The following is a 17,334-nucleotide window of genomic DNA, read 5'->3' as shown; positions in this document are numbered from 1 at the left end:
CTGCAGGGTTTATATAGTCAAGAAATCTGTCTGCGTTTAGTAACCCGGATTAGGTTCCAGTGCATTGTCTGCACTCAGTTCGATAGCGGGTATCGGCATTACATATCTACGTTCGTCCGTAATACCCAATACAGTGCCCGCACGTCCTGTTCTCACCAGATCATACCAGCGGTGTGGTTCAAATGCAAATTCCAGTCTGCGTTCATTCTCTATTGCCAGACGTATTTCGCTCTGCGAAACCGCCGTACTGGCACTCAATCCTGCTCTGTCTCTTACCGCATCCAGATCTGCCAGTGCCCCCTGCAGATTACTCTGCTCTGCACGTGCTTCCGCCCTGATCAGATACTGCTCTGCAATACGCAGTACGTAAGCCGGGTCTGTCGCCGGACTACGATAATAAAAGTTGCCATACCAGAGCCCCTGATTGGTGATAGCCACCGCGGTATTTCTGTTACCACCAATAGCCGGATTATTGATCAAAGCAATAAATGCATCATTAGGCGCCCACTGACGGGTACCATTATTGGCAGGAGGTTGCCAGTAACCACGATGTGCATTGGTATTGGTAGCGCTGTAGGAGATTTCGAAGATGGATTCATCGGTAGCCACCACGTTATTGGCAAAAAACGCGCTATAGGGCTTTAGAAGCCTGTATTTTGAGTCTTGTATCAATTTGGAGGAATATACCTCTGCCTGTTCCCAATTGCTCTGATAGAGGTAAAAACGGGCTAATAATGCCCATACTGTCTTACGGGTAGCACGATAACGGTTGGTCGTCTCGGGTAAAAGTGGTTCAGCCGTCTGCAGGTCTTTCAACACCTGTGCATAGGTCTGTTCTAATGTACTGCGTTTCAGTCCTTTCGTATCGTTGATATTGGAAGTAGCTTTTACCACCAGCTGTACACCACCCCAGGTACGGGCAAGATCAAAGTATGCCAACGCACGCACAAAGTAGGCTTCGCCCAGCAACGCATTTCTTTCGTCTGCTGTCAGCGTGGCGTCATTTACAGCCGGCAGTTTGTCTATCACCTGATTGGCTCTGTTAATAGTGGAATAGATCGCTGACCATACGGTGGCGATATTCGTATTATCAGCCTTTACCGCATGCGATATAAACTGCTGGATAATTGACTGAGATCCTGTCCACTGGATATTATCTCCGGAGAGATATCCGATCGTCTGAAACAGTGCGCCATAATAATCGTCGTCGCCCAGCTGTCTGTATATACCGCGTACGGCCGTCTGAGCAGAGGTTTTATCAACAATCGTCGTTTCATCTGAAACGGCATCTTTAGGTTGCACATCAAGGAAATCGCTGCAGGAGACCAACAGCAATACAAAAGGCAATATGCGGATAAGTGATTTCATAATCGTCTGCATTAATTCTTATTTTTTAAATCCCATTTGAAACTGACTACAGTGTTACATTTACGCCAAACTGTAAAGTCCTTGACTGCGGAGGTGTACCAAGGTCAATACCCTGTACTGTCTGCGAAGCAGATACATTCGCTTCCGGATCAGGACCTGTATATTTCGTCAGCAGCCAGAGGTTATTACCGGCGAAGTAGACGCGCAGTGCATCAATATGCCAGCGGCTGGTCAATGCCTTTGGCAGGGTATAGCCCAATGTCAGCGCCTGTAATCGCAGGAAGGAACCGTTTTCGATAAAGCGGCTGTTCTGTTCCAGTGTATAGTTGTTGCCTACTTTTGTCAGTCTTGGTACATCAGTCACATCACCTTCTTTCTGCCAGCGTTTCAGCTGACTGGCAAACAATACCCTGTTGGCGTCACGTGTACCACCGCCTTCGCCAAAGAAGCGGTTCAGGTTTAGTACTTTATTCCCATACTGGTAGTTAAACTGCACAGACGCGTCAAACGACTTCCATGAAAAACTGTTATTGATACCACCGAAGAACTTAGGCAATGCATTCCCTACGATCTGCCTGTCAGCCACCGTAATGCTACCATCCCCATTCACATCTTCAAATACCGCATTACCCGTTTTCGGATCTACATATTGCTGTTTGTACATCCAGAATGAATACATGGAATAACCCTGCTGCATCCTGATCCAGTCACGATTATATTGGGTAATAGGTACCGGCAGTTTATCTACCCTGTTTTTGTTACCGGAGATAGTGAAGGAAGTACTCCAGGTGAAATCGCCTCTTTTAATATTCTCTGAGCGGATAGCCACTTCATATCCTTTGTTGCTGATCTCACCGGCATTGGAATAATAAGTGGAGTAACCGGTGTTAGAGGGTACCGGCAACTGTAATAATACGTCCGAAGTTTTCTTTGAATAAACATTCAGTTCCACAGACAGGCGTCCATCCAGAAAGGCAGCATCCAATCCGATATTAGCCTGTTTCGTTTTCTCCCAACGCAGATCGGGATTGGATAATTGCAGAGGAGCAGTAGCAGGTTTATCACCTCCGGTTTCAGCATCCGGATAACCACTGGCTCCTGTCCATAAACCACGGGCAGCAAAATCATTAATACCGCTCTGGTTACCTGTTACGCCATAACTGGCTCTTAATTTCAGATCACTGAGGAATTGTGCATCTTTCAGGAATTGTTCTTCTTTCAGACGCCACGCTGCACCTACAGCAGGGAAGTAGCCCCAGCGATGATTGCTGCCGAAGCGGGAAGAGCCATCTGCGCGGAAACTGAATTCGAGATAGTATCTGCTGTCGTAGTTATAGTCGAGTCGGGAAAAGAAGGAAGCCAGCGTGCCCTGTGTCCATGTCTGACCAGATGTGCGGGTAGAGGCAGATGAGATATCAGTATAGGAATTGTTAGGAAAGCCTGTGCCCTGTGCAAAGGTGCGTTTCAGAGTATTCTGCTGTATGGTGTTACCTACGACAGCGCCGAAAGTATGTCCGCGTCCCAGCTTCTTGCGATAAGACAATGTCTGCTCATTGATCCATGTACTGTTCTGTGTGATGGACGATGTTGCCAGACCGTAAGTAGGGGCGGCGCCCAGCTGTGTTTTATCATTCCAGTATTCTGATTCGTCGTAGTTGTTATAGTCCACGCTCCAGCTGGTACGGAACTTCAGATCAGGCAGGATCTCCGCTTCTGCGTACAGATTGCCGATGTAACGAAGGCTGACAGTATTCACGTCGTAGTTATCCAGCAGCACCTGCAGGTTGTCAAAACCGGCCCAGCGGGCAGGCGTACCATCTGCATTGGTTTCAGGAAGATAGGTTGGGGTGTGCAGCGCTGATTGAAGTAAACCTCCCTGCGGCCCATCACCTGCACGTGCCTGATTTCTGTAGGAACGGGTAATACCATTACTTACACCTACCTGCACACGATCGCTGATCTTATGATCTACGTTGAGTTTCAGACTGGCTCTTTCAAAAAACACAGGGCGGATATTCGCTTCCTGTCTGGTATAACCTGCGCCGATATAGAATTTAGTCTTATCACCACCACCGTTCAATGACAGGTCATAGTTAGCCAGCTGTCCGGTACGGAATAGTTCACCCAGTCTGTCATAGGTCTTTTGCTCTTCCGGTAATCCACGGCCACCCTCTGATACCGGCCGGAAAGGCCTGTTGGCGAAAGTCTGATTAGACGCCGGATTGTCAATACCTGTATTGATCCAATATTCATTGATCAATGTAGCATGCTCCGGACCAGTCGTCAGATCCCACAATTCAGGTGCTTTCGCAAAACCGTGTGATACATTCACATTGACTTTGGTTTTTTGTCCGTATTTACCTCGTTTGGTTGTCACGATCACCACTCCATTCGCGCCACGGGAACCATAGATAGCAGTAGCACTGGCATCTTTCAGCACTTCTATGCTGGCGATATCACCCGGGTTGATATCTGCGATAGGAGAGGTAGCACGACCTCCGGTGCTGACTGTCTGCAAGCTCGTATTATTCACAAATACACCGTCTACTACATACAGCGGATCATTACCGGCATTGATAGAGGTAGTGCCTCGCACACGCACAAATATCCCATCCCCCGGCACACCGGTATTTGAATTGATCTGCAGACCAGCTGCTTTACCCTGTAACTGTGCATCAAAGCCGGCTACGGGAATATTTTTGGTTTCAGAAGTATTGATGGTAGAAACGGAACTGGTAAGATTACGTCGTTCCTGTGTACCATAACCGACAATCACTACTTCACTCAATTTTTTATCGTCATTTTCCAGTTGAATATGAAAAGTAGAACTATTACCTACTTTTATTTCCTGCGGTTTGTAACCCAGATAGGTAAAAACGAGTACTGCATCGGCGGGTGCATTCAGTTCGAAAGAACCATCAATACGGGTAAGGGCGCCACGTTTTGAGCCTTTTACGATAACGCTTACGCCCGGCAGTTGTTGTCCGTTGGTATCAGTGACTTTTCCTTTTACCGGAATATCTGCAGGAAGGCGATCTGACAGGGTGGTCCTGAAGGTTTCCGGCAAGATTGCGCCCTTCATGGCAGTGCTGCCCAGCACAGCGGGAATAAGCAGAAAGCCGGCATTCCGGACAAATCTGCGCATCACAGGGTGTCTGTAAGAGAAGGTGGTTGACATATTACTGATTGGTTTTTTTATGCTGATAGTGTTATTTCCATTTTTCCGGTCTGTAGACGACTTCTCCGCCCCGTTTTATCAGCCATGCTGTTACGGGATTCAGGTGATATCCGGTGCCTATACCTCTGGCTGTGATCAGCTCTTTCAGTGAGGGTTGTATATAGCCCGTTTCATCAATTGCGCGACTCATGATCTCTGTTGTATCGCCATCCCATTGCCATAAATACCTGAAACAGGTATGCGCTTTATCCATGACTGGCTCCTGCAGCCGGGCGGCCTGCCAGCTTTTACCGGCATTGGTGCTGATCTCCACACCTGTTATTTTTCCACGTCCGCTCCATGCAATACCTCTTATTTCCACCCAACCTTTTTGCAGCTGGACGGGATAAGCGGGATAGGTAATAATAGAGCGGGCATCCATTGTAAAACTGAACTGACGGATCTTTCCATCTTTTATCGGTTCTGTGTATTTCGATGTTTCTTCACGCGTCATAAAAGGGCCGTCTGACAACTCAATACGGCGTAGCCATTTGATGCTGGTATTGCCTTCCCAGCCCGGTAACAGCAGCCGGGCCGGGTACCCTTGCTGGGGGCGAATGGCCTCCCCATTTTGTGCATAAACGATCATAGCATCATCCCATCCTTTGCTGACAGGAATGCTGCGTGTCATCACGGCGGCGTCTGATCCTTCTGCGAGGAACCATGTGGCCTTCGGATCAACACCGACTTCCCTGAAAATAGTAGATAGCATGACGCCGGTCCATTCACTCTGGCTGGTGAGTCCGCAGATATCCTGCGGTGTAATAGTTTCTTTATCGGGCTTGCGAAAGTTACCCGAGCATTCTATAAAACAGATTCTTGATACAGCGGGGAATCGTTTAAGATCGGCGAGGGAGAAGACTGTCGGCCGGTCTACCATACCATGAATAGTGAGTTCATAGGTATTGGGATCTATGGCAGGCACACCGGCATGATGACGTTCGAAATGCAGATCGGACGGCGTGATAATACCGTAGAGATCCTGCAGAGGCGTCTGCGATGAAGTAAGAGATGCTTTTCTCTGCGGATGTTCAAACGGAGATCTCGTACCCAAAACGCCGGGTAGTGGCCCCACCTGTCTGGTAGGATCCATAGCAGCTTCAGGAATACCTGTCTGTACCATTTTGCCAAAGGATGACTTTACCATAGCTACAGCAGCTGTGGCGGCACCTCCGAGCAAAAGGCGACGACGCGTCATCTTCTGGCTCATATTATGTTCTGTTAAGAATTACAGTTTTATACGACACATATGTTTACTCATATGGCCCGTCCCCTCCGTTCCTGTTGTCTGTGACATAGTATTTCCGGGCCGGCATTATGACGCCGGGCAAGGTTTTCGCATTCATGACAGTAGAACTGTCTATCAGTTTGTTAGCATACAGCAGATATGCTGTCAGGCTATATACTTCATTATCTGATAAAGAGCCCGGTGCATTAAAAGGCATGGCACGACGCACGTAATCGAATACCGTCGTAGCATACGGCCAATAGTTCCCAATGGCTTTTATACGTTGCGGAGCACGATCAAAAGGAACAGCGTCTGCGGTATCCGGTGCGACCAGTACATTGAACGGTCCTTCTGTGCCGGTAACGCCATGACAGGATGCGCACTTGCCTGCATAGATAACAGCACCATGCTGCACAGTACCGCTACCTGCGGGTAATCCTTTCCCATCGGGACGAATGGCTATTGCTTTTGCTGCGATCTCCTGTTTTGTAGCAGGGCGACCATAGCCGAAATGTGTTGGCGCGGTGTTGACACGGCGTTCACATGAAATCATAGCAATACCTGCAACGCAGGCCCAATAAGGCATTCGTAGCTTAAACATCAGATAATGAGACTTGGATTCTTCTGGTTGATTACAATGCGCAGAGTGTAGCCATAGTGGCTACTGCATTTGGTCTCTTGGTGGGAGCACAATAATAATCTGATGCAAATATATACAGTAGAAATTTAAAAGTCTACTATTTGTGTAGACTTTTATTTGAACGGTATTTTTTTGCTCTTTTAAGTAGTAAAAGAGGGGGGATAGTATTAATGTTCCATCATATCCAGAATGTCTGTCCAGATGATGCGGGCGATCTGTTCACTTTCAATGGTTCTGACACGCTCTTCCGGCGTGATCATACGGTCATCCTGCCAGTCTATTGCTTCCGGCATAAAATCCCTCAGGATATCGCCGCTGGTGATGACTTCGTAAGTGGTTTCCTGTGCTACGTCATCTACGGTGATTGCAAGCTGATAAGATCGTCCTTCAATATAAACTGTAATAGTACGCCTTTCCATAACAAACAATTAAGAGGGGTGCTACTGCGGGATATTCCGCAGCAGATAAAGTTGGAGAGAATCTGTTGATATATTGCTATTGGCTGCTGACTGCCTGGGGAGAGTATCGATTATCACTGTTTGATGAACGATCTGCTTTTGCTTCCTTCGCTCCTCTTGTCACCGTCTCTTGACCCCTGATTGAATACGTCTTCATAATCTCACATTTTAATGGGTTAGTTAAAAGCTGACATACTAAATAGAACAAAATATCTGCCAGTATGTTCTTAGCAGCCGGGTGTGGAATAATACTCCCAAAGTCCTAATTCTTAAGGGGATATAGCCGGAAAATTGGGGTATGAGGAGATCTGCGGAATAAAATTATATTGATTATCAATTAGTTAGAAAATACTTTACAAACTAGCTTCATGGCAGCCACCAGATCAACGGTGTTATCCGGGCCTGCAGTATCGATACATTCGGCAAAACAAGCCATAGATAAAACATAGATAAGCCGTAGATAACCCGTATATAAGCCGTACCTATAGGAATGCCTTATATACGGCTTATATACGGGTTATCTACGGCTTATCTACCACTTACCGACGAGATACAATGCCATTTACATCGAATGTCCTGGTACCTAAAAATTTTACATCTGGTGTATTGAATGCAGGATTAGCTTTACAGGGAAGCAATTGTTTTCAGCCGGCGTTTTACAATGAAAGAATATCAGGTGCAATCGGATAGCGTTTTATCTGACGTGCGGGCATAAAAAAAATGCACCGGAACATAGCCGGTGCATTTCATCGAGGCTACAGTTTAATGATCTGTTGACAGGTGATCAAACCGTAACCCATATGTTTCTCTGCATCAATACGTGATATTCGGGAAAGTCTGCCTTGCCTGCTGGAATTGTGTTTCCCAGCTGGCGGGCCATCCGAAGGCGATGGTAGCCTGTGCTTTCAGGTTGACACCTGCAGCGCCACTCCAGAAATGTACAAACTCTCCCCAGTTCATATTACGGGCATAGTTGGTACCATTTTTAGGAAAATACTGCGCTAATAATGTGAAGAAGCGGTTCAGTGTAGCTGTGCCTCCGTGCTGGTTATAAATAGGGTAGAACCAGTTCCTGAACCAACGGGTATTTGCTACCGGGAAGTTATCTACTTTGTTCCACATGTCGTTATACCATGCATTTGCGATGGTGGTCCAGCCTAATGATTTGTACACGTCATACTGATAAATTTCCATCCATTTGCTGTCACCCCACAGCGGGAATGCAGGTGAATTATGAAATCCTTTTGATGCGCCTTCCACGATATGACCAACTTCATGGGCGGTAATATGGAGTGGTTGTCCGGTACTGTCAGCCCATGAGCCGTTTAATCCCACATCAATAACATTGCGGAAATCATGGCTGGCATCAAAATAAGTTGAAGGATGTCCGCCACTATACTTATTTTCATGCAGGATTACGAACAGGCGTTTATCCGGACCGAATTCACCGTATGTTCTTTTTGTATAGCGCCAGATGCTATCCAGACGGCGATAAGGCCACGTTACATTAGTGGGCATATCATTATCATAATACACCGCAATGTGATCATTGTAATAAACACGCTTTAGGAGTTGTACGTGTTCAAACCAGTGTTCCTGCCAGGTTGCAGGCGGTATTTCTGCCGCTACTTCTTCGGTCACCGGCTTTTTTGCTTTAAGGGGGTCATTGTCTTTTTTACAACTTCCCAATAAAAACGTGGATGCCAACAGGCCTGACAGAACGATTAATTGAGGGCTCTTTTTCATGGAATCTGAAATTAGGGTTTAAGATGTGATTAACTAACAAACAAGCTACAAGCCGTACAGGAGTACAGCCTGTAGTTGTTACTTTTTTCTCTAAAACAGCTGAGTACGTGATCGTGGTAATTAGCACAAAGGTCTGAGACGCTTTGTTGTGACAGTTAAACAGTATTGGTTGATACTAGTATGCTAAAAATGGATGAACGACAACCGAAATTAAAAAAGGCGCAGCAGAAAAGTTGTAAATGGAAAGCAAACAAAGTGTAAACAATCTTAAACGAATTGTGAATGAAATTTAAATTTCCGATATTTAAATATGATTAGAAAATTATGGAGTTTGCGCAAACTGCCATCTGAAAGGATATATTTGTTCTTCAGGAATTTTTTCATGCGGCATCCTTTCAAAATCTATATCACCACATCTGTCATTTGCTTCCTGGTACTGGCGCTCGTGCAGTTCATTCTGGTATATAATACCTACGATCTGCTTAACCGTCGTTTCTACTACGAAAAGAAAAACAAGATTAACGAAGAATATTCGAAAGCTATCACCAATGATAAATTATTTCCTGGCGGACAGGCAATTGTAGACTCTATACTGATGCCGCAGGTGAAAAATCTGGAAGCGCTGTATCAGACCGATACTACAAAGTTCCAGACCTATTCACAGGAATTATTGAATGATGTATTTCACAAACTCAAAGCACAATCCACTACAGATAGTCTGATGCGCGTGATCCGTCAACGGAATAACATCACAGACTCACTACGTTATGCACTTACTATTCTCAAAATAGATATCATGACCGGTGACAGAAGATATATCAATATCTACAATAGCCGGCGCAAATACAAGCTGATAGATGATTCCATGCAGTGGTCAGATGGTATACGCATATTCGGTGATCTGAAAGATCCGGATGACCGCAGTCAGGTACTGGGACTCAATGTCAGCACACCTGTACCCTACACTTATGCCATGCAGTTCAGTCTTCATGCCGAGCCTTATAACAGACGCGAAATGGTGTTCCGGCAGATGCGGCTGATGCTGACAATGTCTCTTTTATCAATGTTTGCGATAATTATATTATTTTTCATCACGATGCGGAACTGGATAAAGCAGAAACATCTTTCAGATGTAAAAACTGATTTTATCAATAATATTACGCACGAATTTCATACACCATTATCAGCCATTATGGTGGCCAATAAAAATATCCAGAATGAAAAAATACTGGATAACAAAGTGGCCATCCGCTCTTTATCAGAGATTATCGACCGGCAGTCACACCGGCTGAAATTACTCTTCGGACAAGTACTTGATCTTGCGACGGTAGATAAATTATTTGTACAGAAAACGCCACAGCATCTTAACATGAGAGTGAGCGAGATACTGACAGATTTCAGTATCAGGTTTTCGGCATCCAATGTGCAGATAGATTTTAAACCGGCAGAAACAGATATGGTAGTAGAACTGGATAGCTTCCATTTCACGACCCTGATGCTGAATATCCTTGACAATGCCGTAAAGTATAATGCACACCCGGTAAAAGAACTGGTGGTAATGATCAACAATGATAATGAGCACATCTATATCACAATAACAGATGATGGTATCGGCATGTCAAAAGATACGCTTAAACACATCTTTGAGAAATTCTACAGATATCAGAAAGATCTAACACAAAACACAAAGGGGTTGGGACTCGGGTTACACTATGTAAAACAATGCATAGATGCCCACAAATGGAAACTAAAGGTAGACAGCGAAGTAGGAAATGGAACTACATTTGTAATTGTAATTCCTCAATAACAATAGTAAACATTCTGACGTAGACAATGTCGCCTGCTTCAAATTAAAAATTGCAGCTATGAGACACCGAATTTTATTGGTCGAAGATGAAGCTGATCTGGGTAATGTAGTCAAGCAATACCTGGAGTTAATGGACTTCGAAGTAAACTGGCAGCCAAACGGCAGTGACGCACTGGAAGAATTCAAGAGAGCACCTGAACTATACCACATTCTCCTGATTGACGTCAATCTCCCCGGTATGGATGGCTTTGAACTGGCCGAACATATCGTGAAAATCAATAACCAGGTACCTTTCCTGTTCCTTACCGCACGCGGTGAAAAAACCGATCGTCTCAACGGTTTGAAAATAGGAGCGGATGACTACGTGGTCAAACCTTTTGATATCGACGAACTTGTACTTCGTATCCGTAATATCATCAAACGTAAACAACCTGCTACTGCGCCGGAAGTCGTACAGGCAAAGAACGTTATTACCATCGGTAATACACAGCTGTACGTAGACTCACTGAAACTCGTCACCGAACAGGGAGATGAGATCGTGCTCACACCAAGAGAATGTGATCTGCTGGTATTATTCTTCCATAACGTCAACCGCGTGATTAAACGTGAAGAGATACTGACCAAGGTATGGGGCTCCAATGACTATTTCGTTGGTCGTAGTCTGGATGTATTTATCTCCAGATTCAGAAAATATTTCCAGCAGAATCCGGGTATCAGTATTAAGAACGTATACGGGATAGGCTTTGTATTCAACGTAAAATAATTCATCATTCAGCAGATAGTATAAAACGTTATTGTTTACCGGCAATGGAACCCTACTGGCAATACGTACTCCTTCCGATTTTCCACCACTAAATCGGTCAGACAGTCTTCGCTGTCAGCAGAGTTCCACCGGCAATATCCTGATAGTCCTTTACCTTGAGTTTCCTCTTTCCACGGCACGTGCTGCTCTTCTGTAAGCAGTTTTCATCTTATAATCAAACCATTTCTTACCGAGTATCCTGCGCATCGCGTCATCAAAACGACGGGTGATGAAGATATTCCTGACACCTACAGCGCGTTTCAGCATAGAGACCGGTAAGGCCCTGTATGCCACGGAATAGCCTGCTGTTTCATACTGGATGTAATGCCAGTATCCGGAAGGGATATACAAGGTCTCCCCGAAATGCAGGGTACATTCCCATCCACTGAGTTGCCGCAATGCCGGGAAGGCTTCATAGTCCGGATTCCGCAGATCGGCAATACCGTGGAAATTCCATGGTAAACGGTATAAGAGATCGGATTGCTCATTCGGAAATAACCACACCTTTTTCACGCCCTGAAACTGTGACAGGAATACGTGTGACATATCGATATCATAGTGATACCTGACAGAAGAACCTTCTCCTCCGAAGAATAAAAAAGGTAACCACGTCAACAGATTATCGGCGATCTTCCGGACCTTCAGTTCCTTTTTAATATCCGGTCGCTCCCGCAACAGGTTGAAGAGGAATAACCTTCTCACCGTAGGCCGCGATTCTATCAGGTCAAGGTAGTCGCCAAACTTCATCTTCTCGCCCGGCTGACTTGTTGCCTTGTCCAGATGTGCATTTTCTTCACTATGTACACCTACCATTACTGCTCCCGCTTCCTGCCGGAAGTAATCATAGTTCCATTTTTGCAGGGCTACACTGTCCGGTTCAATAAAATCTTTGATCAATACCGGAATACCGGGTTCAAGATATGCTGTCGTGAACTGTTCCCGGGTGTACCCACTGATGGCTGTTACAGGTTTCAGATGCATGATATATTTTATTGTTAGTTCTCAAAATGAGTGATGATAGCGCCTCCTGTCGCTGCTTTGCCCGGTACGCCATGCAGGAAGACGGTATAGCTTTTACCTGCTTCCAGCAAAAGATGGGAAAAGGCTTCTTTATCGATTACCAGTGGCTGACGATCTGCTACGGTACTGATCGCCAATGAGGAAGCACCCGCTGGCACTTCTACAAAAGGGCTCAGCGACCATGCATTCAGGCCCTCGCCTGTTAATACCGATCCGCCGGCACGGCCGTAATCCACCGTGTCAAACAGCAGGCGTTCATGTCCTTCCTGCTGTAATGACACCTGTACGGCAGCGATGGACGGCGCGAGATGCACGAAGCGTAGTTTAGCTTTACCTGCAGCGGGTGCCTGCGGGTTGTCATAGAATAGTATGAGGGTATCTTTGGTAATATCTGTTTTGGCGCCCGCAGCAAACACCGTGTGATAATAACCGGCAATAGGACCATTAGGGCCACCATTCGCAGAGAAAGTAGCCTGATTACCAAACTGACGGGATAACTTATAACTGGTGCCGGTACCTTCTGTGAAATTGATCTGTACGTTACCGAATAAAGCAGGTAAATAAGGCGATGCCTGATTGATGCCAACCGCCGTTGTTGTTACCTGCGTCGTAAATATCCAGAACTGTAAGGGCACATCTGCCGGGCGCGCATTGACGAAACTGATCTGCGCATTGAGCGGTGGTCTTTCCCCCGCATTTACATCAAGATAGTCTGCCTTGTTGCAGGCTGTCAGTAAGACAAACAACAACAACATGATCGTATGATGGAGATAAGGCTTCTTTTTCATGTCGCATCTTTTAATGCACCATCAGGTGCGTTTAAAATTTAGCCAGTAGTCTGGCAAAAGGCTGAATACCGGCGCTGCCATTCTGAATACCTACTACCGTAGGGTTACGCAGTCCGGCAATCTCCGGCGCGGTGTAATCTCCCAATGCATTAAATGCATTGTTGACGCCAATGCTTGCCAGCAACTGTGGTGTAATATGATAACCGGCCGAAATATCTGTTACCCATATAGCAGGCAGTTTCTGGAAGAAATAATCCGGGCGGGGAAAGGTAGCATTCAACGCTGTAGCCGTAGTGACAGTGCCGAAATAAACGGTACGCAATAACAGGTTCCATTTGCGTGAATTATAAACACCCTGCAGGGTGACTTTCTGCTGCGGAATATTTGTGGTTACCCGGGCTCTTTCTGCTTCGCTGAAGATGACATAACGATAGGCTTCAAGCCCTTTGGGTGTATTCACACCGGTGACTTCATTCTTTGAGAAATTCGCACCTGCAAGAAATGATAAGGAAGCTTTATTCAGCAGCACTTTATAACTACCGGTGAACTCAATTCCTTTGGTGCGGGTACTGAAAGCATTGTAGAAGAATTTTGCCTGTGTGGTGCCTGTTTGCAGTAACAGATTTCTTACATCCTCCGGCAGATTCGTATCCAGTGCAGAGAAATTACCTGTGTTACCCACGCGGTTATCTATTTCCACATGATAGGCGTCTATGCTGAGTTCCGCTCTTGGTGCAGGTTCTGAAGTGATGCCGGCACTGAATCCTCTTGAACGCTCAGGCGTCAGCGAAGGGATACCCAATGCTCTTGCCGCTGCGCTTTTATTGGAAGCTGTTACCAGATCTACTGCACGTCCCTGCTGAAAAGTGGTAGACGTTTCTGTGTAATAGAACTGTGCAAGATCAGGGGCACGGAAACCGGTGTTATAGGCTCCCCGGAAAGCCAGCCATTTAGCAAGGCTATAACGACTGGCTATTTTCCAGGTAGTAACATTACCGAAGTCAGAGAAATGCTCTGCTCTTACGGCGGCAGACAACAACCACCGACGGGTGATGTTGGCCTCAATATCTACATAACCGGCGGTTACAGCACGGTTGACATTTACTTCATTTGCGGGACGAAAACCTGCATGGATCTGGGAACCGGGGGAGAGGCTGTTTAAGGCAATCAGTCCTGCGGCAGACTGATAAGGCACACCGGCTGCGGTTGTATCTATATTGTAGATCGTCCGCAGGTCAGCCTTCGCATAAGAAGCTTCTTCTCCGGCAATGATCTGGTAGGTCTCCACGCGATACTGTCCGCCAAAAGCCACATTGACACCATGCAAAGCATGTTCAAAATACCGGGAGATATCAAGACCGGCGGTATTCTGGGATGCGTTATACCGGCCGGCATCGAAAGTGGTCGGACTTTTGAGTCCGTAGCTTGCATTCAATGAGTTGTCAATGACGTTCCCGAAATCATTCTTCCCATATACGTTTGAAAGATCGGTTGTCCACTGTCCTATCTTTCCTTTTACGCCGATAGCGATCGATTTATCTGTGATGGTATTGTCCATTTCGGGCAAAAAGCCATCAGGGTAGAGGAAGGCGTTATTTCTTTCTGTCCATCCCGGCAGGCGGTATACCGCTGTAAATTCAGAGTTACGATGACTGATACCACCGAATGTATATAGCTCTACGCCTTCTTTGAGGGGAATAGCGGCGTTGAATGACAACAGTGCATCTTTTGCCTTATTAGCGCCGCCACCACGCTGATCGAAGTAATGCCGGTCAATACCACGGCTGGCCAATATGGCGTCATCTATTTCTTTTGTATAGATCGCATCATAGCCCCGGGTGTTGGCACCACCACCGTAAATAGGACCATTGTACAATCCTGCATCTGTTTTACCGGCAGGTAGTGCGATAGCCTGTGTGGCAAATTCTGCGGTCAGACGAAGATAGCCGCCATTATCACCCAGCTTAAAACCATAGCCTGCACTGGTGCGTGTGGTTAATCCATCGCCTCTCCGGCGTACACTGGCGGTAGTGCTGAGTGTAATATCATCGGTTGATTTTTTAAGCACCACATTGATCACACCGGCAATTGCATCTGAGCCATATTGCGCGGCAGCACCATCTCTGAGTATTTCTATACGTTCTATTGCGCCGGCTGGAATAGCATTCAGATCGTAACCGGTAGCACCGTTACCAAGGCCACCCCAGTTAACGTTGGAGCTTTTATGTCTTCTTTTACCATTCACAAGGACCAGCAGCTGGTCTACACCCAATCCTTTTAATTGTGCGAGATTGAGTGCAGATCCTGCATCGCCGGCGTTACTGCCATTCACAGAGTGAAATGAAGGGGAGATATATTGCAGCAACTGCGTCAGACTGGTCTGTGGGGCGTTTTCCTGTAAAGATCTGAGGTCAATAACATCTACTGGTACAGGCGCATTCAGACGTGTACGCGTCACACTGCGGGAACCTACTATCTGTACTTCACCCAGCCGCCGCAGGGTTAGGGAGTCCCTTTCCTGCGACTGTGCCGGCGCGTAGTAGCCTGTCAACAGCAGTAGAATAATGATAGTAAAGATTCTCATGTTATAGTGTTGAAGAGACTGTCCGCCTGTGGCGGGATTTGATTATTGGTTGATAAAACGGTCGTCTGTAAGTGTTTTAAGAAAAGCTTCGAGTTCGTCTATTTCTGTGTCAGTTAAGTTTAATGGTGTATTTAACGATAAGTCCCTTTTTATGCCGTCATGGATCAATGCATCTGGTGTGTTGTAGTATACAATAACTTCACGTAGTGTTCTGAACATACCGTTGTGCATATAGGGCGCTGTAACGGCAACATTCCGCAGACTGGGTACTTTGAAGAATCCTAACTGCGCACTGTCATGTGTGATATCAAAACGACCTGCATCTTTTAATGTAGTGCCATTGTATAGTCCTATATTTTTGAAGCGGTCTGCTGTGAAGTCTTCACCTGAATGGCAGTTGTTACAATTGGCTTTTCCTATGAACAACAGGCGTCCCCGTGCAGCTGCGGCAGAGATTGCATGATCATCACCGTTGATGTATCTGTCGTAAGGACTGTTGGCTGTTTCCAGTGTACGTTCAAAGGCTGCCAGTGCCTGTAGCAGATTTTTTTCAGTAGGCGCACTGTTAAAAATCTTTCTGAATGCCTGTGTATAGTTACTGTCTGCATTGAGGCGCCTCACGGCTTCTTCTATCGGCAGGCCCATTTCGTCCGGAGAGATAATCGGTTGTTTTGCCTGTTCCTCCAATGTGGCGGCCCGTCCATCCCAGAAGAAACTGGGCCGGCCACTTTGGTTGGTAAGCGCAGGGGTATTTCGTTTGGTGAGTTTGTCATGAATGCCTTTACTGAAGGTTGAGGTATCGGCAAACGCAAACTGTGGCCTATGGCAGGAAGCACAGCTGATAGTTCTGTCCAGCGATAATACCGGATCGAAAAACAATTTTTCTCCGAGGGTTGCCCGCGTCAGCGGTTCTTCTGAATGAAAAGCCAGCAGAGTACATGCGGTCACTAACAAAGCTATGATGAGCCACTTTTTCATTACTGAGCATTAGCGAGCAGTGTTATATCCAGATCGAAATCATCGTAGATAGCCTTATCGCCCAGGTTTTCAAAGTAGTTTGCTGAACGGAATTTGATATCATATTTCGTTCTGTCTACTTTCACCTTGGCATTGGCCGTCAGTTTGCCTTTTTCGATAACCACAGTGGCAGGGAAGCTGACGTCGTTGGTAATACCTTTAATAGTCAGTTTGCCAAGCAGATCATACTGATTGTTACCATGTGGCTTAATACCGGTGATTGCAAAATCAGCTGCAGGATATTTCTCTACTGCAAAGAAATCGTCACTCTTCAGATGGCCGGTAAGCTTCGCATTACCACCAGCATCTTTTATGTCAGTTACAGCAATGCTGCGGGTATCGAGTTTAAAACTGCCGCTTTGGAGCGCATTGTTTTCCACCTTCAGCGTACCACTGCTGATATTGATAGTACCGGTATGTGTGCCGGTCACCTTACGGGCCGTCCATAATAGCTTGCTATTTTTACTGTCTACCTGAAAAGCTGTGACTTTATTAGCGGCAGTAACGGTTTTGACAGTTGCAGGTATAGGCGCTGTATTTTGAACCTGTACAGTGAAAGCAGTGATCACAGCGATCACGCCTATTGAAGCAAAAGATGCGGCGTGTTGAAAAATTTTCATGGGAGTTTGTTTTTAGCAACCTGCAGGGTCGAGCCATAC

General features: G+C 46.1%; 13 protein-coding genes. 2 read left to right on the top strand and 11 right to left on the bottom strand.

From position 1 onward, the window contains the following. Positions 1–36: 36 nt before the first annotated feature. The 6 genes from FEF09_RS04750 to FEF09_RS04725 all read right to left on the bottom strand — a co-directional run bounded on the left by FEF09_RS04750 (position 37) and on the right by FEF09_RS04725 (position 8,657). Positions 37–1,368: a RagB/SusD family nutrient uptake outer membrane protein gene (locus FEF09_RS04750; protein WP_261387332.1), complete on the bottom strand. Its 1,332-nt coding sequence runs from the start codon at positions 1,366–1,368 to the stop codon at positions 37–39. A gap of 46 nt (positions 1,369–1,414) precedes the next feature. Then, complete coding sequence (locus FEF09_RS04745) at positions 1,415–4,546, bottom strand: SusC/RagA family TonB-linked outer membrane protein (RefSeq protein WP_146304044.1); 3,132 nt, start codon at positions 4,544–4,546, stop codon at positions 1,415–1,417. 31 nt (positions 4,547–4,577) lie between these two features. Continuing rightward, positions 4,578–5,795: a sulfite dehydrogenase gene (gene soxC / locus FEF09_RS04740; RefSeq protein WP_146304043.1), complete on the bottom strand. Its 1,218-nt coding sequence runs from the start codon at positions 5,793–5,795 to the stop codon at positions 4,578–4,580. A 43-nt stretch (positions 5,796–5,838) separates the two neighbouring features. Further along, positions 5,839–6,414: a c-type cytochrome gene (locus FEF09_RS04735; protein WP_261387331.1), complete on the bottom strand. Its 576-nt coding sequence runs from the start codon at positions 6,412–6,414 to the stop codon at positions 5,839–5,841. Between the two features lie 206 nt (positions 6,415–6,620). Then, positions 6,621–6,872: a hypothetical protein gene (locus FEF09_RS04730; protein WP_146304042.1), complete on the bottom strand. Its 252-nt coding sequence runs from the start codon at positions 6,870–6,872 to the stop codon at positions 6,621–6,623. 852 nt (positions 6,873–7,724) lie between these two features. Beyond that, positions 7,725–8,657 carry a hypothetical protein gene (locus FEF09_RS04725; protein WP_146304041.1) on the bottom strand — a complete coding sequence of 311 codons (933 nt, stop codon included), beginning with the start codon at positions 8,655–8,657 and terminating at the stop codon, positions 7,725–7,727. 310 nt (positions 8,658–8,967) lie between these two features. On the opposite strand from FEF09_RS04725, the gene FEF09_RS04720 reads away from it, so the two are divergent. Further along, positions 8,968–10,464: a sensor histidine kinase gene (locus tag FEF09_RS04720; RefSeq protein ID WP_146304040.1), complete on the top strand. Its 1,497-nt coding sequence runs from the start codon at positions 8,968–8,970 to the stop codon at positions 10,462–10,464. Positions 10,465–10,522: 58 nt separating this feature from the next. Continuing rightward, a complete protein-coding gene (locus tag FEF09_RS04715) occupies positions 10,523–11,227 on the top strand; it encodes a response regulator transcription factor (protein WP_146304039.1) in 705 nt (234 codons plus the stop codon). Between the two features lie 150 nt (positions 11,228–11,377). On the opposite strand, the gene FEF09_RS04710 is transcribed toward FEF09_RS04715, so the two are convergent. Genes FEF09_RS04710 through FEF09_RS04690 form a run of 5 tightly spaced genes read right to left on the bottom strand, consistent with a single transcriptional unit; the run spans position 11,378 to position 17,295 of the window. After that, positions 11,378–12,247 (bottom strand): cupin-like domain-containing protein, encoded by an 870-nt coding sequence (locus FEF09_RS04710; RefSeq protein ID WP_146304038.1) that lies wholly within the window; start codon positions 12,245–12,247, stop codon positions 11,378–11,380. A gap of 14 nt (positions 12,248–12,261) precedes the next feature. Further along, positions 12,262–13,074 (bottom strand): DUF4397 domain-containing protein, encoded by an 813-nt coding sequence (locus FEF09_RS04705; protein WP_146304037.1) that lies wholly within the window; start codon positions 13,072–13,074, stop codon positions 12,262–12,264. 31 nt (positions 13,075–13,105) lie between these two features. Further along, the gene (locus tag FEF09_RS04700) at positions 13,106–15,658 is read right to left on the bottom strand and encodes a TonB-dependent receptor plug domain-containing protein (protein WP_146304036.1); all 2,553 of its coding nucleotides are present in this window, start codon (positions 15,656–15,658) and stop codon (positions 13,106–13,108) included. A gap of 42 nt (positions 15,659–15,700) precedes the next feature. After that, positions 15,701–16,636: a cytochrome-c peroxidase gene (locus FEF09_RS04695; protein WP_146304035.1), complete on the bottom strand. Its 936-nt coding sequence runs from the start codon at positions 16,634–16,636 to the stop codon at positions 15,701–15,703. After that, the gene (locus FEF09_RS04690; protein WP_146304034.1) at positions 16,636–17,295 is read right to left on the bottom strand and encodes a YceI family protein; all 660 of its coding nucleotides are present in this window, start codon (positions 17,293–17,295) and stop codon (positions 16,636–16,638) included. The genes FEF09_RS04695 and FEF09_RS04690 overlap by 1 nt, the downstream gene beginning before the upstream one ends. Positions 17,296–17,334 lie beyond the last annotated feature (39 nt).

The sequence above is a fragment of the Chitinophaga pinensis genome (assembly GCF_007896845.1).
In the GTDB taxonomy this organism is placed as follows: Bacteria; Bacteroidota; Bacteroidia; order Chitinophagales; family Chitinophagaceae; genus Chitinophaga; species Chitinophaga pinensis_C.
This window is presented reverse-complemented; position numbering and strand designations above follow the sequence as displayed.